Source organism: Ferrovibrio xuzhouensis, assembly GCF_042648965.1.
GTDB classification, from domain to species: Bacteria; Pseudomonadota; Alphaproteobacteria; order Ferrovibrionales; family Ferrovibrionaceae; genus Ferrovibrio; species Ferrovibrio xuzhouensis.
This window is the reverse complement of the sequence record NZ_JBHRYJ010000001.1, coordinates 1,094,763-1,116,129: the sequence shown is the minus strand read 5'-3', so window position 1 is coordinate 1,116,129 and position 21,367 is coordinate 1,094,763. Positions and strand designations below refer to the sequence as shown.

Sequence of the window (21,367 nt, the reverse complement as noted above, 5' to 3'; positions counted from 1 at the left end):
CGATTGTTCGGTTTTCCTCTGGTGTTGCAGGGTGAGCTATTTCGTCGGTCCCAGAGCGCCTGGACCCATTACCGTCGCGGCTGCTTTGATTTCGGTTCCGTCCGAAAAATGCAGGGCGAGAGTGAGTGTTTCACCTTTCTTGACTGCCCGCTTAAGGGCCATCAGCATGATGTGGTAACCGCCCGGCTCCATCTCGAGGCGGCCCCCGGCGGGAATTTCGATCGGACCCGCGGGAGCCATTTTCATAATGGTGCCGTCCTTGACGGTTTCGTGCACCTCGACCATTCCCGCTACGGAGCTCGTCAGGCCGGTCAACGTCACGGCATGATTGCTGGTGTTAATCACAGTAACGAAGGCGGCTGCTGGTCTGGAGGTGCCAATTGAAGCGCGCGCCCAGGCCTGCTCCACACGGATTCCGGCATCCGCCGCATAGACCGGCGATGCCAGAAGACCGGCCATTGCCAGCGCCAGCAAGGTTTTGAAAAATAGAACGCGCATCTCTTTTCCTCCTGTCGGGTATTTCATTTCTCTGTGGCTTGGTGACGTCACAGGAGTCGCCTGTGTTCGCTGCCAGCCTCAGTGACCATGAGTGAGGTTGGCGACGGCGACATGATCGGCCACACGCACCAGCCGTTCGCTATATAATCCGACCGGTTGCAACAGCCTCAGTGCATTGAAAACCACCAGCAGTGATGCCCCAACATCAGCGGCGATAGCACCCCAGAGGCTTGCGGCACCGAGGAATGTCAGGCCCAGGAAGACGGCCTTCACCGCAAGCGAGAAAACGATGTTCTGTCGGATGACCGCGAGTGTCCGTCGAGCGTGGCTGATCAGCCATGGCAGTCTGGCTATATCGTCGGTCATCAGCGCGATATCCGCGGTCTCGATGGCAGCATCGCTGCCGATGGCGCCCATGGCGATGCCGAGGCTGGCGCGGGCCAGTGCAGGAGCATCGTTGACTCCATCGCCAACCATGGCCACGGCGCCGTAACGCGTTTCCAATTGCTCGACGATCTTCAGCTTGTCTTCGGGGAGCAACTCAGCATGGACCTCGTCGATTCCGACCTCGCGAGCTATTGCTTCTGCCGTGACGCGGTTGTCGCCAGTCAGCATAACGACACGGCCGATACCGGCGGCATGCAATTGCGCGATGGTTTCGCGAGCATCGGGCCGTACGGTATCGGCAACTGCTATCAGCCCGCAGATGTGACGGACATTGCCGATCAAGATCACGGTCTTGCCATCGGTCACCCAATTGTCGACCCGTTCGGCTACCTCCAGCGCACCCTGGCCGCGTTCGATCGCATAGCGATAGGATCCAAGCCAGAACCGTTCACCTTCAAACATGCCACTCAGGCCCCGCCCCTTCAAAACCTGGACATTCTCAGCGGCAGCCGGGCTCACTCCCTGTCTTACCGCAAAGCGGGTGATTGCCTTGGCGAGAGGATGTGTTGACCGAGCCTCCAGCGCGGCGGCCCGAGCCAGCAATTCGGCTTCGGTATGCCCATTCAGGGGAATGAGACCGACCACCTGCGGATCGCCCTGTGTGATGGTGCCGGTTTTGTCCATTGCAATGACTTTAAGATGCGCAGGCAACTCAATATAAGCACCACCCTTGATCAAGGTTCCGGCGCGGGCAGCCGCTGCGAGCGACGCTACAACCGAAACCGGCGTCGAGATGACGAGCGCGCAGGGGCAGGCGATCACCAGCAGGACCAGTGCGCGATAAAACCAGTCGGCCCAAGCGGATCCGAACAGCAGCGGCGGCGCCACGAAGACCAGGATAGCGAGGACCATGACAGCAGGCGTGTAAATGCGGGCGAAGCGTTCGACCCATTGTTCCGATGGGGCGCGCCGCGCATGTGCTTCTTCGATCATCCGGATGATGCCGGCCAGCGCGGTCTGGTCGGCCGCCTTGGTGGCTTCGATGGTCAAGCTGCCATCGCCGTTGATCGTGGCGGCGTAAACTTCGGAACCTGCCTGCTTCTCTACCGGAACACTCTCGCCGGTGATCGGTGCCTGATTGACGGCACTGGTGCCGGCGACGACGCGACCGTCCAGTGGAATACGTTCGCCGCCATGTACGGTAAAACGGGCACCGGGATTGACTGACTGGGCGGGAGTGACAACTTCCGACCCGTCCGGCTGCAAGACCCGAACTGTCGATGGTGCCAGGTCCAACAGGGCCGCGATGGCCCGGCGCGCCTTACCGACGCTCCACGCCTCAAGCGTCAGCGACAGGGCAAAGAGGAAGGCAACTGACGCGGCTTCAAGCCATTCGCCGAGCAGGGCCGCGCCAATGATTGCAACGACCATCAAGAAATTAATGTCCGGGCGCAGGCTGCGCGCGGCGTACCAGGCTTTCCTGGCGACAAGACGACCCCCGAGCAGAATTGCCGCAATATAGGCTGTAATTTCCGCCCACGGCATGGGGGCGGCAGCGTGGTTGACCAGCAGGTGGAATGCGTCTCGCAAGCCGTTTGCATGGATTGTGTGGATGACCATGCCAAGCAGCAGGAAGATGCCACTTGCCGAGGTGAACACGATTTGTTGCCGTCGGTAATGGGCGCTGTCGTCACTCTTAGCCGATTCGTCCCAGGCTATAGCGCTCATACCGGTACCGGCGACAGCTTTGACGATGGCCTTGTCGGGAACGCTACGGGCCACCTCGGCCACGGTCATGCGACCGTTCAGGACATCGAAAATTAAATTGTCATTGCCACCGACCAGCGGCCCTACCGCCTTGCGCAGGATGGATACTTCCTCGGCGCAGTCCATGCCGCGAATCTTGAAGGATCGGCCGCCGCGCTGCGGTGGGAAGGTCGCTGATGTGACTTCTGCGGCACAGCAGGCGTCCCCTTTGTGGCTGTGACCGCAGCCGTGACGATGATCTTGGTCATGATGGTCGTGGTCATGGGCCATGGAAGACCTCGATTTCAATGTTGCCGATTGAGCTGCCGTCAGGATAATCTCTACAATTATTGTAGCTTCAAGCACAGAGGCTCATGGAGAAATGACGGAAATCAGAGATTATTCCATTGGCCAATTGGCGGAACTAAGTGGCTGCTCGGTTCAAATCATCCGCCACTACGAGCAGGGAGGCCTTCTGCCTCTACCGCCCCGAACCATCGGGAACCAGCGTCGTTATACCCAACAGCATCTGCAGCGGCTGCAGTTCATCAGGCATTCACGCGACCTTGGCTTTTCGCTCGATGCGATTCGGACGCTGGTCCAATTGGCGGACGAACCGGACCAGTCCTGCGCCGCTGTCGATGCGATCGCGCAGCAGCATCTCGACGCGGTAGAGCGCCGCATCGCTCAATTGCAGGCACTGCGCCAGGAACTGCGGCGCATGATCGCCCTTTGCGGCAACGGTCAGGTCGCATCCTGCCGCATCATCGAAACTTTGGCCGATTTCAGCCATGCCCACTGTCTGTCGAGTCACGGCAGAACTTCCAATCTAGAGCGCAGCGTAACAGAAGCGGTGCCCCAGAAGAAATCGCGTCGCCCGAGAGCTGCCAGTACCGCCGCGGCGTGATCGGGGAGCCTCCTTTCGGTGTTTATCTTCGTGGCTACACTCTATGTGCCGGCGCAAAGGTGCATTGCGTGTCGCCACTCTCGAGCTGAATGGTCGAATGGTGGATGCCGAAGCGCTGCTCCAGCGCGGCAGAGGTTTCGGCGATCAGTCGATCATCGACTGGCAGGCCGGGGCGCACCAGATGCGCGGTCAGTGCCACCTCAGTGGTGCTCATCGACCAGATATGCAGGTCATGCACCTCGGTCACGCCGGGGATGCCTGCAAGATAGGCCTGCACGGCCTCCAGCGAGATGCCGGACGGCACGGCGTCGAGTGACATGGCGACGCTTTCGCGCAGCAGGCCCCAGGTGCCCCAGACGATCACCAGCACGATGACGATGCTGACCACCGGATCGAGCCATAGCCAGCCGGTGAACAGGATGGCGATGCCGGCGAGCACCACGCCGGCGGAGACCGCGGCATCGGCCGCCATGTGCAGATAGGCGCCGCGGATGTTCAGGTCGCCCTTGCTGCCGGCCATGAACAGCCAGGCGGTGAAGCCGTTGATGGCGATGCCGATGGCGGCGACGACGATCACGGTGGTGCCGGCCACAGGCTCGGGGCTGGCCAGGCGTTGGATCGCCTCCCAGCCGATAGCGCCGACGGCGAGCAGCAGGAAGATCGCGTTGAACAGGGCCGCGAGGATCGAGGAGGACCGCAGGCCGTAGGTATAGCGGCTGGATGGCGGCCGCCGCGATAGGATGGCGGCGATCCAGGCGATCACCAGGCCGAGCACGTCGGACAGGTTATGTCCGGCATCGGCCAGCAGGGCCATCGAATTGGCGAGAATGCCGTAAGCAGCCTCGATCGCCACGAAGGCGACATTCAGCGTGATGCCGATGGCGAAGGCGCGGCCGAAACTGGCCGGCGCATGCGCATGGCCGGCATGGCTATGGCCATGCCCGTGCGATCCATGAGCATGTACTCCATGATCATGCGATTTGTGGTCGTGCTTGTGGTGGGATTCGCTGCTCATAGTCCAGCCCCTTTGTTTTCAAAGTCCAAGATGCCGCTTCAGTCGGCCACCCCGAAACCCTTTGTTGTGTAAAGAATGGCAACCAGGATGGCCGTGATGAATACCATCAGTACGAAGAGGCTGAAGCCGGCCGCCATCGCACGATTCTTGCCCCGGGCACGGGCGATCAGTCCGGCACCGGTGGTAGGGTATAGCAGGGCGGCCGAGTTCGAGCCGGGATTGAGAAGACGCTCACCATTCAGGCGCTCTTCATGCAAGCCCCACATATGCACAACGAGAAGTATCGCGATCAGGCATAGCAGGCTGCTCGGAATCCAGATGATCACGCCACCGATCTGTTCATCGGCGAGTGGACTGTAGCTGAGCAGGCGAGTGCCAGTCCCGTATGTCGCATAGAGTGGCGCTGACTTGAGAGCCATGTAGGAGCCGAGCAGGATGTTTGACAGAATCACCAGCCAGAGCATCATCAGCCGTACACCATATGCCGGACCGTACCGGCGCCACCCCTGTAACCGGCTGGTCCAGCGACCGTCTGAATCATCTATGTCGATCGCCGAGCGTGGCGCTTTTCGATCCAAAATGCGGAACCAGAAAGCGATCCCGGAAAGAATGAATGTGGTGTGCAGAATGCGATGAACGAAGACATTCTGTACGGCCAACTGGTGCAGAGAGGGGACATGCCAAACATACATGAGAGCGATGAAAACCGCCCCTGTGACCACAACATTTGAGGTCAGGCCGATCATCAGCGAGGGAATGCCGTATTTTGGAGCCCTCCCCGATAGGCGCTTGCGAATCGGCGCGGGTAGGCCCCCGATCAAGTCCTGTTGGGGCCAGGAAAGTGCGAGCAGCATCGGCGCCGTGATACGAAGCAGCAGAAACTGGAGCTGATGTGCGGCGAACAGACCATCCGCCACTGTGCTGACCGGTGAATCTAATGCAAAAAGAATTACGGCAAGGCCGCTGAGGAATAGGCCGGCCCGGCGCAGGCCAGACCGGTTCATCCCCTGTCGTCGAATGCCATTGATATAAAGCGCGGCAAGCAAAAGCAGTATGAGGAAAAGAGCGGGCGCCAGCCGCCAGCTGCTCCACGTCATGATCGCGGGAGTGGGCCGATCGGCTCCGGTCGCGTATGTCAAAAATGCAATCGCCACAAACGACGCAGTCAGAATGCTGGCGTTATACCTAATCCGGGGCATCGAATTTGATATTGCTACCGCCAAGGGTGAGGTGCGACGGTTTGCTCTCGACACTGTGCTCACGTCCATACTGCGATGATTCCAGGTGGGCATTGTTGCCTGTGTGGAGGTATCATCCGACGACAGGCATCGTTGCTGCGTCAAGAGCGTGCACCTACATTCCGGAATACTGAAGCGGCGAGCAAACCATTTTTTAGGCGTATGTAATATCATAGCAGCGGCATTGGGCCGCAGCGCGCTGGTTCACATGCTTATGCATTGACTTTGATGCAAAAATCGCTAGTTAAGCTGCATCGCATCGGATGACATGAAACATGGACAAGCAGGGAAACAGGCAATTTGACTGGCGGCGCATCAGCGCTGCAGTCGTTGCCGTGTCCATCCTGTTTGCCGCCCTGTTCACGGCGGTGCATGCCGCCGACACCGGTTTCCGGTTGATGGCCGTCGAAATGGTTGCGGCGGCTGGCGGAGCCACGGACGGCGATACCGATAGCCAGAAGTCTGCCGCGCTTCCGGGCGATTGCGACATGCATTGCAATCAGCATGCGCAGGCATTTCCCCGCGTTGCGGCCGGTTTCCGTGGCGGTTCTGCCGGGCAGATGCGCGTCGCCGCCAGGGACGATCGCGGCCTTTATTCCGCCCCGCAATGGGGCATTCTCGAACCTCCTCGCGTTTGATTTCGCTTGAACTGAACAACCCGCATGCAGATGCGGGCCGTATCGTCATGCCCAAGCGAGATCAACAATGCGCTTTCTGTTTTCTGTTGCGCTGCTTTGTGCAGCCGCGACCGCTGCACCCGTATCGGCCCAGACGCCGACCGTTATCACCAGCCTGACCGACGCCCTGCGGATCGGCGAAGACAACGCCGCCCGCCTGCGTGCCGCGGATGCCGGCCTAGCCGGTGCCGGCGGGGCGCTGATGCAGGCCGGCGTCCGGCCGAATCCCGAACTGTTTGTCGATGCCGAGAATTTTGCCGGCAGCAAAAGCTATTCCGGTACCCAGAGTCTGGAATGGACCGCCGGCCTGTCGCAGCGGATTGAGATCGGCGGCAAGCGCACAGCGCGCATTTCCGAGGCCCAGGCGGGATTGACGCAGGCCGGGCATCAGCGTGATCTCGAAGCCCTGAGCTTACGGGCCGACATTGCTCGTACCTATATCCGTGTGCTTGCCAGTGCCCGCCGCGTCGAACTGGCGGACCGCCAGAAGGATAATGCGGCCACCATCGCCAGCGCGGTGGATGCACGCGTCGAGGCGGGCAAGGAAGCCGCCGTCCAGACCCAGCGCGCTGATATCCTTCGGGCGACGGCCGGCATGGCGGCGCAAAAGGCCCGCGGCGCCTATCAGGCATCGCTTGCAGAACTGGCCGCGCTGCTGAATCGCCCGGCGGGCAGCCTGCAGCTGCAGACCGGCTGGCTCGACGAAATCGGCGCGGTGCCGGATATCGCCCCGGATGAAGCATCGCTGGCGGTGAACCCGAAATACGCCCTGATCACCGCCGCCATCGAGCGTGCCCGAGCGGGCATCGCCGTGGCGACCGCGGCGGCGGTGCCGGACCCTACCCTGCGCGCCGGCTTCCGCCGCTATAACGACGATGACAGTTCCGCCATCGTCGTCGGCGTCTCGGTACCGATTCCGGTCTTCGACCGCAACCGCGGTGCCATCCTCGAAGCACGGCAGTCGTTGATCCGCGCCGAAGCCGAGCAGGAGGCCGCGCGGCTGGAAATCCTCGGCGACCTGGCGAAATCGCGCACTGCCGTGTTGACGGCCTATCAGCAGGTCCAGACGCTCAAATCCGCCGTCGAGCCGGCAGCGGACCGAGCGCTTTCGGCGGCACGGGATGGCTATCAGACTGGCAAGTTCGATTTCCTCAATCTGCTGGACGCACAGCGCACCCGGTTCGAAATCGAAGAACAGCTCGCGGCCGCCCTTGAGGAGTACCACCTCGCCCGCATCGCCCTGACGACCCTGGTCGGCCGGGTCGAATAGGCCGCGCTGCCGCCGATCCTTCCCCTTTTGCCTGGAGATTCACCATGAACCGGCCTGCCACTTACCTTGCCCTTGCGCTACTCGTGCCGACTCTGCTGGCGGGATGCGACGAAAATGCCGCCGCCCCCGAGCAGGCAGCCGCAAAAGCCGCCACTGACCATGCCGGTGAGCCTGAGGGCGGCGATCATGCCGCGGAAGCCGCCAGCAGCGTCACCCTGACGCCGGCGCAGATCGCGTTGGCCGATATCGCGACAGCGCGGGTCGGGCGGGGGGAGGTTCGTGTTCCGCTCGATCTCACCGGCGAAGTCGTGCTCAATCGCCAGCGTCTGGCCTACGTCGTCCCACGCGTACCGGGTTACGTCACGAAAATCGAAAAGCCAATCGGCAGCGCCGTTAAAGCCGGCGACACTCTTGCCGTCATCGAAAGCCGTGAGTTGGCCGAGATGAAGAATGCCTATCTCGGCGCGCGCGAAAGAGCCCCGCTGGCGCTCAGCCGCATGCAGCGCGAAGAACAGCTATGGAAACGGAAGGTCTCGTCGGAGCAGGATTACCAAGATGCCCGGCAGGTCTACTCCGAGGCAAATGTCCTGCTGCGGACGGCGGAGCAGAACCTGGTTGCGGTCGGCTTAGATCCAAAATCGGCCGCCCTTGATGGCGGCGGACGCTATGGCGTGACCACACCAATCGACGGCGCGATCATCGACTGGAACATTGCGCAGGGGCAGATGGTTGGCGCCGAGGGCGCGATCTTCACCGTTGCCGATCTGTCGCGGCTGTGGGTGATGGCGACGGTCAACATCAAGGATATCGGCCGTGCACAGGTCGGCCAGCAGGCATTTATCCGGACCCGTCAATTAGGTGGCGCGGTGCAGACGGGGACTGTCGACTGGGTCGGTGACACCGTGGACGAGCGCACCCGCACGCAGCATATCCGAATTGAGGTCGACAATGCCGGCCGCCGGTTGAAGCCGGGCATGTTCGTTACAGCGACGGTATTCACCGAAGTCAAACCCGGTGTCCTGGTGGTGCCGGCAGCGGCAATCCAGCGCCAGAAAGACGAAGCGATCGTGTTTGTGGCTGCTGGCGAAGGCCGGTTTGAGCGGCGCGAGGTGACGCTTGGTCTGCGCGATCCACAGGTGGCCGAGGTGACGACCGGACTCAGCGAAGGTGACGCGGTCGTTACCAAGGGCGGCTTCACGCTGAAATCCGAACTGGAGAAATCCGGCTTCGGCGGCGACAGCCACTGATCCGCAGGCCCCGAGCAACACGAAAGCGGCACATATATGATCAACCGCCTCATCGACCTTGCCCTGAACCAACGATTCCTGGTCGCGGTTCTGACCATCGGCCTGATCGCCTATGGCTGGGCATCCATGCAGAAGCTGAACGTTGACGCCTTCCCGGATGTCACCAATGTCCAGGTCCAGATTAACACGGAAGCGCCGGGCCTCGCAGCGGCGGAAGTCGAACAACTGATCACCTATCCGGTCGAATCGGTGATGAACGGCCTGCCGGACGTCACCGAAGTGCGCTCGACCTCGAAAACCGGCCTGTCCGTTGTGACGGTGGTGTTCGATGACAAGGTCGACATCTATTTCGCCCGACAGCTGGTCCTCGAACGCCTGCAGATCGCCCGCGAGCGTATCCCCGATGGCCTCGGTGCCCCGGAAATGGGGCCGATCACGACCGGCCTCGGACAGGTCTACAAATATCTCCTGTCAGGTCCCGGTAAGTCGCTCATGGAATTGCGGTCGATCAACGACTGGGTGGTCAAGTTCCAGCTGCGCACCGTGCCCGGCATTACCGATGTACTCAGCAACGGCGGCGAGGTCCGCCAGTTCCAGGTCCGCGTCATCCCGGAACGAATGACGGCCTATGACGTGACCTGGAACGATATCCGCGAGGCGATCCAGAAGAACAACCGCAACGCCGGCGGCTGGTACATCGAGGGCAGCCAGGAACAGCTGGTGGTGCGTGGCGAAGGCCTGATCTCGGGCGGCGCGCGCGGCCTAGCCGACATCGAACGGATCGTGCTGAAGACCGTGGACGGCACCCCCGTCTATGTCCGCGATGTCGCCGCCGTCGAATATGGGGCGGAAATTCGTCAGGGAGCCGTCAGTGTCAATGGCGATGGCGAGGCGGTGACCGGCGTGGTCCTGCAGCTCAAGGGCGCCAATACCCGCCAGGTGCTGAGCGATATCCGCAAGAAGGTGGAGAGCATCCAGAAATCACTGCCGGCCGGCGTGCGGATCGTGCCGATCTATGACCAGTCGATGCTGGGCGAGAAGGCGGTGACTACCGTGGTCAAGGCATTGGCCGAGGCGGCCGTGCTGATCGTGGTGGTGCTGTTCATCTTCCTGTGGAACGCGCGCGCCGCCCTTATCGTGGTTTGTTCGATCCCGCTGTCAATGCTGGTGGCCTTCATCATGATGCGGCATTTCGGGCTGTCGGCAAACCTGCAGTCGTTGGGCGGCCTTGCCATCGGCATCGGCATGATGGTCGACGGTTCGGTGGTAATGATTGAGAACATCATGCGGCACCTCGCCGAAGACGGGCATGAAAAGGAAAGTCTGTCCAACAAAGTGCGCCGCGCGGCCGAGGAGGTCGGCCAGCCGGTCTTCTTCGCAGTGCTGATCATCGTGGTGGTATTTCTGCCGCTATTCACGCTGGAAGGCGTCGAAGGCAAGATGTTCAGCCCGATGGCCTTCACTATCGCGTTTGCCATGCTCGGCTCTCTGGTCGTCGCACTGACCGTGGTTCCCGTCCTTGCCTCGATCCTGCTGAAGGGTCGGATCTCCGAGGAGGACACTCGCCTGATGCGTGCCCTGAAAGCGGTCTACCATCCGGTGCTGCTGCGGGCGATCCGTCACCGGATCGCGGTGGTGGTCATCGCGCTTGCGGCGCTCGTCGGATCGCTGGCGACGCTGCCATTCCTTGGCACAGAGTTCGTACCAGAACTCAACGAAGGCACCATGTCGATCCGGGTGACCATGAACCCGAGCATTTCGCTGGCCGAGGCGAAACGGATCGGCACGGCGTTGGAGAAGAAGTTAATGAAATACCCGGAAGTCACCTATGCGGTCAGCCAGATCGGCCGGCCGGAACTCGGCGGCGACCCGGAACCGATCTCGAATAACGAACTGCTCGTCGTGCTGAAAGATCAAAAGGAATGGACGACGGCATTGAACCGGGCGGGTCTGGTGCAGGTTTTCGAGCGGGATCTCGGGGAATATCCGGGCGTCACGCTGAATTTCGGCCAGCCGATTGCTTCCCGCGTCGACGAACTGCTGTCCGGTGTCAAGGCGCAGCTGGCTGTCAAACTGTTCGGCGAGGATCTGAAGGTCCTGGAAGAGAAGGGCCGTGAGATCGAGACGGCGATCAAGGCGGTGCGCGGCGCGGCCGATGTGCAGATGGAGCAGATCGGCGGCGAGGCCCAGCTGGTCGTGCGCGCCGACCATGAGGCACTGGCCCGCTATGGCCTGAATGTCGCTGACGTGATGGAGATCGTATCTACCGCGGTCGGCGGCGAGCCGGTCAGCCAGGTGATCGAGGGCCAGCAACGCTACGACGTCTATCTGCGGGTGGCCGAGAATGCGCGAGACAGTGCCGAAGCCATCGGTAACCTGCTGATTACCGGAAGCAACGGGCTGCGCATTCCGCTCTCCCAGGTCGCCGATATCGGCATCGTCGAAGGGCCGCCGGCCATCATGCGCGAAGCGGCGCAGCGGCGCGTGGTGATCCAGGCCAATGTCCGCGACCGCGACATGGGCGGCTTCGTCGCCGAGGCCCAGCAGGCGGTGGCCAGTCAGGTTCAGCTGCCGGCTGGCTATTTCGTCACCTGGGGCGGCCAGTTCGAGAACCAGCAGCGGGCCCAGAAGACGCTGTCCATCGTGGTGCCGATCAGCCTAGTGATGATCTTCCTGCTGCTGTTCGCCTCCTTCGGGTCAGTTCGCAATGCCCTGCTGATCATCCTGAACGTTCCGTTCGCGTTGATCGGCGGCATTCTCGCCCTCGCCATATCCGGCCAGTTCGTCAGCGTGCCGGCTTCGGTTGGTTTCATCGCCCTGTTCGGCGTCGCCGTGCTGAATGGCGTTGTGATGGTCTCGTATATCAACGACCTGATCCGGCGCGGCCGGCCGGTCGATGAGGCGGTCTACGAAGGCGCGATGACCCGTCTGCGGCCGGTGTTGACCACGGCTACCGTGGCGAGCCTCGGCCTGATCCCGCTGCTGCTGGCCAGCGGCATCGGCTCGGAAGTGCAGCGTCCGCTGGCGACCGTGGTGGTCGGCGGCCTGATTTCCTCGACGCTGCTGACGCTGCTGGTGCTGCCGGCCGTCTACAAATGGTTCGCAATCATCCCGGAGCGGGAAGGCCCGGCCAGCCATCCACTGGCAACGGCGAATGACGGCGGTCCGGCGCGGGTTTCCCGCTGACGGGCCTGCACAAGAAATGGAGAGAAGCATGAAAATGATCGTTGCATTCATCAAGCCGCATCTTGTCGTCGATGTGGTGCTGGCTTTGCAGAATGTCGAAGGCCTGACCGGCCTCAGCCTGTCGGAGATCCATGGTTTCGGCCGCGGTCGCGCCCTGACCGCGCCTGACCGGCAGATCTACCAGGGTCTCGAGCTGGTGCCGCGTACGCGCCTTGAAATCGCCTGCGCAGACGACATGGTCGCCACGATCTCGGACATCATCCAGCGGGTGGCCCATACCGGCCTGCGCGGCGACGGAAAGATCTACGTCTCGGACATTTTGCAGGCACGGCGGATCAGCAGCGGCGAGGAAGGCGGCTCGGCGGTTTGACCCGCGCGGCCATTGATTAAATCAAATCAGTCAAAACAAGAAGGAAGAGATGATGCGGAAATTTACATTGATGGCGATCGGATTGGCTGGACTCGGGGTTGCGGGCTGTGGCGCAACATCGGAACAATACGCGGCAGATCGCAAGGAATTCTGCGTGCAGAAGGGCCTGTCGGCCGGTACGCAGGAATTCAGGGAATGCATAGCGAGACGGCTGCACTTCCAGCACCAAGTCGGCGCCGGCGCGCCGGTGCAATACCGCCGCCATAGCTGGGAGGAAGATATTGCCGAGGATTAAGGCGATATGGACTGGCATCACGTTGAATTGTGAACAGTTCGCAATTCTCAGCCGCCAGATGAAATCAAGTGCTCGGTCGCCCGGCCGTTTCTTGACTGATCCCCCAGGGGGGATATGATCGAATCATGACAAAGCGGCATTTGCACGAAACTCACCCCGACATCCTGAAGCGACTGAAGCGGGCCGAAGGGCATCTGCGCAGCGTGACGGCGATGATCGAGGAAGGGCGCGCCTGTATCGACATCGCCCAGCAGCTGCACGCCGTGGAAAAGGCAATTGCCCAAGCAAAAAAAACGCTCATCCAGGATCATATCGACCATTGCCTGGAAGCGGCGGCGATGGCAACGCCACGACAGCAGCAGAGCGCTATCGCGGAGTTCAAGGAAATCACTAAATATCTGTGATTCTTGAAAATTTCTCAGGAATAATGTGGGTCGCTTTAACGGGCATGCCTGACCAAGACAGATCGGGACATAGACATGAGCCAATGCCCCTGCCACTCCGGTCTTGGTTTCGAGGCCTGCTGCGGCCCGTACCTTGACGGAAGGCCAGTACCGACGGCGCTCGCTCTGATGCGCTCTCGCTATACGGCTTACACGAGAGGGGATGCAGCCTATTTAGGGCGCACTATTACGCAGGAGACCAAGGCTGAATTTGATCCGGCCGAAGCAAAGAGCGTAGGTATGGCTGCGCGCTGGCTTGGCCTTGACATCATCGCTGTATCCGGTGGCGGCGTGGATGATCAGCAAGGCGTGGTGGAGTATGCCGCAAAATTCAGGCTGCATGGAGAACAGCGCGTGCATCACGAGCGTGCGACATTTCGTCGTGAAGATGGTGTGTGGCTGTGTTCGGGCGGAGAGGTCGCACCAAAATCGGCCCCCAGGCGCGCCGCCAAGGTTGGCCGCAACGATGTCTGCCCGTGCGGATCTGGTCGCAAGTACAAAAAATGCTGCGGCGCCAATCCGTGACAATATAACCATCGCCACCGACGCCGATGCAGCACCATTTTCAATGTACGGCCTGCGGCAAATGCTGCACCGGCATGTTGCCGCTGACCCTGGATGAGGCCCTGGCGCACGCCCATCGCTTCCCGCTTGCCATGGTCTGGACCGTTGTCCGGCCCGGAAATGCGTCCTATGACATGACGTCCCGATTGGGGACGGTCGTGCAGGTCGCGCGCCGGAAATCGGTGGCGGTGCTGATCGTCCCGACGGCATATCTGCCACCGCAGCTGCCCTGCCCGGAGTTGACCGCCGAAGGGCTCTGCGCCATTCACGCGGACAAACCGATCCGCTGTCGTGCCATGCCGTTCTATGCCTACAAGGACGAGAACGACCAAGCCGACATGCTGTTGCCACGGGCAGGCTGGACCTGCGACATTTCCAGGTCGGCGCCGCTCGTCTATGAAAGCGGCAAGATCGTTGACCGGACAGAATTTGATTCAGAACGGCAGAAGCTTCTTGTCCAGGCCCCAATCCTGAAAGCCTATGCGGATCGCATTGTCGTCTCGGTTGCGGGCATTGTCGGCAAGCTCGAAATGCTGAGCAAGCAATCTGGCGGAGGTCGACTTGCCTTGCCATTCACCGGGATCTTGCCGAGGCTGCCGGGCGCCGATCTGTCGGCCTTCGCGGCTGCGCAGTTGCCGGTATTGCGGCGGTATGCGGAACAGACAGTCGACAACAGGCCAGCGGCAGCTTTCCATCAATATTACAGCGAGGCGATCCGGCGCCTCGAATCTCTCGTCTGAAACACGCCCATACCGGCGGGAGAGTGAATTTGACTATATCCCATCCCCGGGGATAGTATGCTCGTCGATGCCGGCTTTCCCAAGGTGCGTCCATGCCGTCCTTTGCCGAACTCCTCCAGCAGGGTACGGCCCATGCTTGGCTTTTCATCCTGAGCGCGATCCTGCTGGGCGCGCTGCACGGTCTCGAGCCTGGGCATTCGAAGACGATGATGGCGGCGTTCATCGTCGCTATCCGGGGCACCGTAGGGCAGGCTGTGCTGCTCGGACTGGCGGCGACGGTTTCCCATACCGTCGTCGTCTGGACGATTGCGCTCGGCGGCATGTACATCTGGCGCGGTATTGACGCCCAGAGCTTCGAGCCATATTTGCAGCTGGTTTCGGCAGCAATCATCATCGCAATTGCTATATGGATGCTGCTGCGGACCCGATGGGACTTGCAGAAGGCAAGGTCGGCATCAGGTGAGCATGCTAATGATCATCTGCATGTGCATGGGAGCGAAACCCGTCGCATCGATACTGGCCACGGCGTGATCGCCGTTGAGATATTTGAGGATGGCGTCCCGCCGAGATGGCGGGTTCGCTCCGAATACGCGCATGCCTGGGCGGCAGAAGATATCGCCCTGGTGACCGAACGTCCCGATGGCGCACGGCAGGTATTTACCTTTGCGGATCGTGGCGGTTTTTTGGAGTCACTCGACGATATCCCTCAACCACACGAATTCATGGTCCGCGTCAGTCTCGGCCATGGCAGTCATGCGCATGACTATGATCTTTCATTTATCGAAGAGCATGCCCAAGATCACGATCACATGCATGAGGAGATGCGTGGCCTGGATGTCGCGTCTGGCAACTATCAGGATGCCCACGAGTTAGCGCATGCAAATGATATCCGCCGCAGATTTTCCGATCGCAATGTCACCACCGGTCAGATCCTCATCTTCGGGTTGACGGGAGGCCTGATCCCATGCCCGGCATCCATCACCGTCCTGCTACTTTGCCTGCAACTCAAGCAGTTCACCCTAGGAGCTGTGCTCGTCCTTTGCTTCTCGATCGGACTGGCTGTGACGCTTGTGACGGTCGGTTCCGCGGCGGCTCTCAGTGCTCGTCATGCATCCAGACGGTTCTCCTGGTTCGGAGCCGTGGCGCGTCGTGCGCCATATCTTTCCGGAGTCCTGATCATCGTTGTCGGGATTTATGTTGGAATTCAGGGGGGGATCGCTCTAACGGCGTCAGGGGCTTGATGCTTCGTTTCGTCAGGAGGTGGGTGCGGCAGCAGCGCCGGGTCGTCTAGGTTGGCTGGGTAGGCGTTGGATGCCGGCCAGTTCCACAAACAATAGTCGGTTCTGCCCGCGTTGCAGAAGGCAGAATTTCCTCTCTTGCTCGACCTATCAATGAAGACCATGCATGACAAGATCCTGATCATCGATAGGAGCGCTGTTGTAACCGGCAGCTATATTATCACGAAATTTTCCGTGGAATATAACGCGGATGACGGCGTCATTATGCTGGATCATCTTCATGTCGGGGAGCATTAGCGAATGGATCTATCAGTTCGGTTTCTTCGGGGGCGCGCACAGATGTCTGTATGCATCCGATACAGCAGGGCGACAGCGATCGCGTGTTTCCAGCGATTCTAATGCCTGAAGTAGACACTCAACGATTTTCGGTCGTCTTTCAAAATCCGCACGATGAAGGAGTCTCAGGATTTCCGACTCAAGTGAAGGCTGTTTTTGCATTTGGCACTCCACATTAACTGACGAGCGCGGATTGATGATCGCGATGGCTAAAGAAAATCCGGTCCGCAGCACCATTTGAACATTGTAGCACCCGGCTTATCTGTTTCCAAAGCTCTAGCCTCAACCTTCCCATATGGGAATCTGCGGCAATCCACCACATGCACTCGCATTTTCCAATATTGCTTTCTGGATATCTGGTGCTATCGTCACCAACATGCGGTTTTGCTCGCGCATATTCGTCGCCCTCCTTGCCCTCGCTCTGATCCTGAGCGGGACGATTCAGGTATCCTATGCGTCGGCGGCGATGTCGCCCGCAAATATGAGCCGTATGATCGATGCTCAAGGCGACGGCTGTGACGATTGTGGATCGGTGAAAGCCGCGCCATGCAGTATTTCTGCCCAGTGTAATGCATTCTATGCTGTTCTCCCTGACTCACTGATTGCCCGGGGCTATTTCCGCACAGACCACTATCAGCGTGTTGTGGTTCCGCTTTCGGATTACGCCACACGGCCTGATCCATACCCTCCTCGATTCTGATCTCTCGATAGTTGCAATCAGCGCGCCTTGATCGATTCGGGAACAGTTGTCTCCCGAAGGGCTGATGCGTGCCGCTGAGTTGGGTTTCTGTTATCGAGGGATTCGTGTATGAGACGTCGCGACATCGAATGGTCCGCGCCGAGCATCAGTCGCCGGCAGGTTTTTGCCGGTCTGGCTGGGCTTGCAATGTCCACTTTGCCTGTCCGGTATGGATTGGCTGGATCGGCGCCAGGTGAAGCAGCCAGATCCGGTCCACGGGAAATACTGCTGACAGTTTCCGCGGCTAATCGTCACTTCTGGACCGACGCCGGACCGGCGACTGGCGTGTTGGCATATAGCGATCAGGTGCCTGGGCCGGTTCTTCGAGTGAAACAGGGACAACCCCTGCGGGTCACAGTGCGGAACCGTCTGGATGAAGATACCACGGTGCATTGGCATGGCATTCGGCTTCCGAATGCCATGGACGGCGTTCCGGGTTTGACGCAACCGCCAATTCGCAGCGGTGAGCAGTTTGTCTACGAATTTTCCCCTCCGGATGCCGGGACTTTCTGGTATCACCCACATTCCAACACCCTGCAGCAACAAGGAAGGGGACTCGCAGGCGCGTTGATAGTGGAGGAGGATAGTCCTCCACCCGTTGATCGCGATATCCTCTGGGTCCTGACGGATTGGCGCCTTGACGACGGGCGACAGATAGCAGGCGGCTTCGGGAATGCCATGGAAGCCGGTATGGCCGGCCGGATCGGCAGTCTGGTTTCCATCAACGGCAGCTTTTCTCGAGAAGAAGCGTTCCATGATGGCGAAACCGTCCGTCTTCGACTGATCAATACGAGTCTCGCCCGCATCATGCGGCTTGATTTTTCGAGGTACGATCCGATCGTGATTGCTGTCGACGGACAGCCTTGTGACCCCTTTGTCCCTGTCGATGGCCGGGTGGTGCTTGGCCCGGCCATGCGGATCGATCTGATCCTTACAATGAGCGGTAAACCCGGAAACCGCTACGCGGTTCGGGACGATTTCTATCCCGCTCTTTCCTACGACCTGACCGATTTCGTCTGCATCGACACAACCGGGAGAAAGAGGGCGCCTGTCAATATCGGCCAGTTTTCCCTGCCTCGTAACCCGCTTCCTGAACCGGAACTTGCAACAGCAACCCGGATCGAAATCACCCTCCAGGGCGGAATGATGGGCGGCATGGGCGGCATGATGGGGATGGCCTCATCAAGTGCCGTCTGGGCGATCAATGGATCTTCCATGACCGGCGATGGGCAAGCCGGTATGCCGCCGCTTGCTACATTGGAGCGGCATAAGGCCTATCTTCTGTCCATCAGCAATGCCACAGCCTGGTGGCATCCCATGCACCTCCACGGCCTCAGTTTTCTTGTTATTTCGAGGAACGGGGAGAATGTGCCAAATCGACAGTGGGCGGATACGGTACTCCTTGCACCGCAAGATGTCGTTGAGGTCGCCTTTGTTGCCGATAACCCGGGCGACTGGATGTTCCACTGCCATGTTATCGATCATCAGAAATCCGGGCTGATGACTGTCCTTCGTATCACCTGATCGCCCGTTTCCTAGAACCAAAGGAGCTACCTAATGAATCGCAAACATTTCATCGCAACGCTGGCGTCGGTTTTTCTGCTGCCGTTGACAGCCGTCGCTCAATCGACGCCGGCCATACTGTACAAGAACCCGCAATGTGGTTGCTGCGAAGGCTATGCTGAGTACATGCGGCAGAACGGATTCCAAGTCGACGTGAAGCCTGTTCATAACCTATCCGAGATCAGCCAAAAGGCAGGAATTCCTTCGCAGCTGGAAGGCTGCCACACCATGCTTATTGATGGCTACGTCGTGGATGGCCATGTCCCTGTCAATATTGTGCGCAAGCTCCTACGCGATCGCCCCGACATTGTCGGCATCACCTTGCCGGGAATGCCGACCGGTTCGCCCGGCATGGGCGGCGAGAAGACCGCTCCGTTCACCGTATTCTCGGTCCCCAAAAACGGTGGAACGCCCATCGTATACGCAACGGAGTAGGGGGTTCACCATGATGCACGGCGGTGATTGTGGCTGGATGGGAACGGTCTCTCTGGGCGTGATAGGGCTGGCAATCGTCGCATTGCTGCTCGCGATCGCCGCATTGATCAAGTTCCTTATTGGCAGATAGACGGCAATGCATACGGATACCACGGCCAAGACCGGTTCAACGGGAAGCGGATTGCGCAGATCGCGCCGTCTGGCAGTCGTTCCAGTCGCCGTTTTTGCTGCGCTGGCACTGCTCCTCGGCTTCGGCCTCACGCTAAAGCCGCGTGAAATCCCGTCGGTGTTGATCGGCAAGCCCGCCCCGGAGTTCAGCTTGCCGCCAGTACAAGGGAGGACCCTCGGGCTGTCCACAAAGGACCTGTTCGGTCACGTGTCGCTAGTCAACGTCTTCGCCTCCTGGTGCGTTGCCTGCCGCGAAGAGCATCCGATTCTCTTGGATCTCGCGGCCGACGGCTCGATTCCTGTCTATGGTCTCAACTACAAGGATGCGCCCGACGACGCTGCGCGCTGGCTCGAGGAGATGGGAGACCCCTACGCCAGAACCGGCGCCGACATTTCCGGCCGGGTCGCCATCGAATGGGGCGTCTACGGTGTTCCGGAAACATATGTCGTCGATGCCGGAGGCCGGATTCTGCACAAGCAGATCGGCCCGCTCACGCGCGCGATCGTTGATTCGACTATTCGACCTTTCTTCAGTTCCCCTGATCTTGTGCGGGATTTGAAATGAAATCAAAATTTCTACTGATCCTGATGATCTCGATCATATCCGACATATCCGCTGCCGCCCGCTCCGGGGAGGTTCCTCCGGGACTTGTTCTCCATGCGGATCCCCGGCCGCTTCCCCCTGTTCGATTTGTCGCAAAAGACGGTTCAATAGGGAGTTTGTCGGATTTTCGCGGACAGACCGTGCTCCTCAACATATGGGCGACCTGGTGCCCACCCTGCCGGGAGGAAATGCCAACGCTCGACAGGCTCCAATCCAGACTTGGCGGGGAGGGGTTTCAGGTTGTCGCGCTTTCGATTGACAGGGCCGGCATGTCCGTGGTCGAGACTTTCTTTCGGGATGCCAAGATCCAGTACCTCACGCCCTATCTTGACAACAGTGGCGGGGCCTCGAGAGCACTCGGTGTAACCGGTCTGCCGACCACCCTTCTGATCGACGCAGCCGGACGGGAAGTCGGCCGTCTTGTCGGACCGGCGCAGTGGGACGATCCGGCGATGATCTCGTATTTCGAGCGATACAGGAAGTGACCGAATATGCCTGTGACCAGGGAAATACACCTCAGATACAGAGAAGGATACTGATACCATGTCTGACCAGCGCCTGAATTCCGCTTCTGAAACCTCCCTCCGCTCCGATTTGATCTATGCCGTGCGCTACTACCTCCGCGGTCGCCGCGGATTGCTTCTGGCTGGCGGAACTATTGTTGCTGCTGCATTGGCATTGAACTGGAGCTGGCTTGCAGCCATTGGAATTGCACCGATTATTCTGAGTCTGCTTCCCTGCGCCGGCATGTGTGCGCTCGGATTGTGCATGATGCACAGGAAGTCCGCTGATACTGAAAGCCGTGACAACCACTCCGGTCAACCGTATGTCGCTCCAAAGGTTGAGGTCCTTCCTCCGGAGTCGGAGCCGGTTCGACTTTTGGGCCCACGCGACAGCGACCGGTCTACAAGATCGAATCCTTCGTTGATAAACGAAGAGTATGAGATTCGCGGGCGTCATTCTTCGGACGAACGCGATCATGGCTAGTGCTTTCGGTGCCTTCCTGCGTGCGACCGTCATGGGCTTTGTGCTGATTGGTGGTTCCGCCGCCGCGTATTCACTCAAGGAGCTAGAGGGGAGCCTGTCTCAGAAGGAAGCCTACTTCCAGATCATCAACAAGCCGGCGCCGGATTTTCTTCTGCAGGATGCAAATGGTGTCCGTTCAAGTCTGGCTTCATATTCTGGGAAAGTCATTGTTCTGAATTTCATCTACGCCAACTGCTCTGACATATGCCCGCTTCATTCTGAGCGTATTGCCGAGATTCAGGACATGGTGAACCGTACCCCGATGAAAGGGCTTGTGGAGTTCATTTCAGTAACAACTGACCCTGAACATGACACGGCGGATGTGCTGGTCGAGTATGGTTCAGTCCATGGTCTTGACCCTTCGAACTGGCATTTCCTAACAAGAACGACGGATCAGTTGGAAGCGAGTACCAGAAAGCTGGCAGAGGCATATGGCCATCGCTTCACGCCGGTCGATGGCCAGTACCAGGTACATGGCATTGTTACGCATATCATTGACAGGGATGGCCAGTGGCGAGCCAACTTTCACGGTCTGAAATTTTCTCCAGTCAATATGGTTCTGTTTATCAACGCGCTTACGAACGATACGCATGTGAAGGACCCGGCGAAGCTCGAGGACCGGGGATTCTGGTCGTCGATCCAGAAATGGTTCTGAAATGCGGCCATTCCCGAGGT

Annotated in this window: 22 protein-coding genes; 18 read left to right on the top strand and 4 right to left on the bottom strand. The window is 59.8% G+C overall.

The window, feature by feature from the left end; genetic code table 11:
* Window positions 1-36 precede the first annotated feature (36 nt).
* Window positions 37-498 (bottom strand): copper chaperone PCu(A)C, encoded by a 462-nt coding sequence (locus tag ACFOOQ_RS05490; protein WP_379722707.1) that lies wholly within the window; start codon window positions 496-498, stop codon window positions 37-39.
* Between the two features lie 78 nt (window positions 499-576).
* Window positions 577-2,922 (bottom strand): heavy metal translocating P-type ATPase, encoded by a 2,346-nt coding sequence (locus ACFOOQ_RS05485; RefSeq protein WP_379722704.1) that lies wholly within the window; start codon window positions 2,920-2,922, stop codon window positions 577-579.
* A 91-nt stretch (window positions 2,923-3,013) separates the two neighbouring features.
* On the opposite strand from ACFOOQ_RS05485, the gene ACFOOQ_RS05480 reads away from it, so the two are divergent.
* Complete coding sequence (locus ACFOOQ_RS05480) at window positions 3,014-3,538, top strand: MerR family transcriptional regulator (RefSeq protein WP_379722701.1); 525 nt, start codon at window positions 3,014-3,016, stop codon at window positions 3,536-3,538.
* Between the two features lie 34 nt (window positions 3,539-3,572).
* On the opposite strand, the gene ACFOOQ_RS05475 is transcribed toward ACFOOQ_RS05480, so the two are convergent.
* Both ACFOOQ_RS05475 and ACFOOQ_RS05470 read right to left on the bottom strand, forming a co-directional pair.
* Window positions 3,573-4,553: a cation diffusion facilitator family transporter gene (locus tag ACFOOQ_RS05475; RefSeq protein ID WP_379722698.1), complete on the bottom strand. Its 981-nt coding sequence runs from the start codon at window positions 4,551-4,553 to the stop codon at window positions 3,573-3,575.
* A gap of 38 nt (window positions 4,554-4,591) precedes the next feature.
* Window positions 4,592-5,815, bottom strand: a complete 1,224-nt coding sequence (locus tag ACFOOQ_RS05470) for a cytochrome c oxidase assembly protein (protein WP_379722696.1) — start codon at window positions 5,813-5,815, stop codon at window positions 4,592-4,594.
* A 251-nt stretch (window positions 5,816-6,066) separates the two neighbouring features.
* Between ACFOOQ_RS05470 and ACFOOQ_RS05465 the strand changes: the two genes are divergently transcribed.
* The 17 genes from ACFOOQ_RS05465 (at window position 6,067) to ACFOOQ_RS05385 (ending at window position 21,347) form a co-directional block, all read left to right on the top strand.
* Window positions 6,067-6,429 (top strand): hypothetical protein, encoded by a 363-nt coding sequence (locus ACFOOQ_RS05465; RefSeq protein WP_379722693.1) that lies wholly within the window; start codon window positions 6,067-6,069, stop codon window positions 6,427-6,429.
* Between the two features lie 67 nt (window positions 6,430-6,496).
* Entirely contained in the window at window positions 6,497-7,738 is a 1,242-nt protein-coding gene (locus ACFOOQ_RS05460; protein ID WP_379722690.1) for a TolC family protein, read from the top strand.
* A 44-nt stretch (window positions 7,739-7,782) separates the two neighbouring features.
* Complete coding sequence (locus ACFOOQ_RS05455) at window positions 7,783-8,985, top strand: efflux RND transporter periplasmic adaptor subunit (RefSeq protein ID WP_379722687.1); 1,203 nt, start codon at window positions 7,783-7,785, stop codon at window positions 8,983-8,985.
* Between the two features lie 36 nt (window positions 8,986-9,021).
* A complete protein-coding gene (locus tag ACFOOQ_RS05450) occupies window positions 9,022-12,171 on the top strand; it encodes an efflux RND transporter permease subunit (RefSeq protein WP_379722684.1) in 3,150 nt (1,049 codons plus the stop codon).
* Between the two features lie 28 nt (window positions 12,172-12,199).
* Entirely contained in the window at window positions 12,200-12,541 is a 342-nt protein-coding gene (locus ACFOOQ_RS05445; RefSeq protein WP_379722681.1) for a P-II family nitrogen regulator, read from the top strand.
* Between the two features lie 49 nt (window positions 12,542-12,590).
* Window positions 12,591-12,836 carry a hypothetical protein gene (locus ACFOOQ_RS05440; RefSeq protein ID WP_379722677.1) on the top strand — a complete coding sequence of 82 codons (246 nt, stop codon included), beginning with the start codon at window positions 12,591-12,593 and terminating at the stop codon, window positions 12,834-12,836.
* 125 nt (window positions 12,837-12,961) lie between these two features.
* A complete protein-coding gene (locus ACFOOQ_RS05435) occupies window positions 12,962-13,240 on the top strand; it encodes a metal-sensing transcriptional repressor (protein ID WP_379722674.1) in 279 nt (92 codons plus the stop codon).
* A gap of 75 nt (window positions 13,241-13,315) precedes the next feature.
* A complete protein-coding gene (locus tag ACFOOQ_RS05430) occupies window positions 13,316-13,804 on the top strand; it encodes a YchJ family protein (RefSeq protein ID WP_379722671.1) in 489 nt (162 codons plus the stop codon).
* 26 nt (window positions 13,805-13,830) lie between these two features.
* On the top strand, window positions 13,831-14,583 hold the full coding sequence (locus ACFOOQ_RS05425) for a YkgJ family cysteine cluster protein (protein ID WP_379722668.1): 753 nt from the start codon (window positions 13,831-13,833) through the stop codon (window positions 14,581-14,583).
* 92 nt (window positions 14,584-14,675) lie between these two features.
* The gene (locus ACFOOQ_RS05420) at window positions 14,676-15,824 is read left to right on the top strand and encodes a nickel/cobalt efflux transporter (RefSeq protein ID WP_379722666.1); all 1,149 of its coding nucleotides are present in this window, start codon (window positions 14,676-14,678) and stop codon (window positions 15,822-15,824) included.
* Window positions 15,825-15,935: 111 nt separating this feature from the next.
* On the top strand, window positions 15,936-16,118 hold the full coding sequence (locus tag ACFOOQ_RS05415; protein ID WP_379722663.1) for a phospholipase D-like domain-containing protein: 183 nt from the start codon (window positions 15,936-15,938) through the stop codon (window positions 16,116-16,118).
* Between the two features lie 847 nt (window positions 16,119-16,965).
* Entirely contained in the window at window positions 16,966-18,420 is a 1,455-nt protein-coding gene (locus ACFOOQ_RS05410; RefSeq protein ID WP_379722660.1) for a multicopper oxidase family protein, read from the top strand.
* A gap of 33 nt (window positions 18,421-18,453) precedes the next feature.
* Window positions 18,454-18,894: a DUF411 domain-containing protein gene (locus ACFOOQ_RS05405; protein WP_379722657.1), complete on the top strand. Its 441-nt coding sequence runs from the start codon at window positions 18,454-18,456 to the stop codon at window positions 18,892-18,894.
* Window positions 18,895-19,030: 136 nt separating this feature from the next.
* A complete protein-coding gene (locus ACFOOQ_RS05400; RefSeq protein WP_379722655.1) occupies window positions 19,031-19,627 on the top strand; it encodes a DsbE family thiol:disulfide interchange protein in 597 nt (198 codons plus the stop codon).
* On the top strand, window positions 19,624-20,151 hold the full coding sequence (locus tag ACFOOQ_RS05395) for a TlpA family protein disulfide reductase (RefSeq protein ID WP_379722652.1): 528 nt from the start codon (window positions 19,624-19,626) through the stop codon (window positions 20,149-20,151). Before ACFOOQ_RS05400 ends, ACFOOQ_RS05395 begins: the two co-directional genes overlap by 4 nt.
* 58 nt (window positions 20,152-20,209) lie before the next feature.
* Complete coding sequence (locus ACFOOQ_RS05390) at window positions 20,210-20,653, top strand: hypothetical protein (RefSeq protein ID WP_379722649.1); 444 nt, start codon at window positions 20,210-20,212, stop codon at window positions 20,651-20,653.
* The gene (locus ACFOOQ_RS05385; protein WP_379722646.1) at window positions 20,646-21,347 is read left to right on the top strand and encodes an SCO family protein; all 702 of its coding nucleotides are present in this window, start codon (window positions 20,646-20,648) and stop codon (window positions 21,345-21,347) included. The genes ACFOOQ_RS05390 and ACFOOQ_RS05385 overlap by 8 nt, the downstream gene beginning before the upstream one ends.
* Window positions 21,348-21,367: the final 20 nt, after the last annotated feature.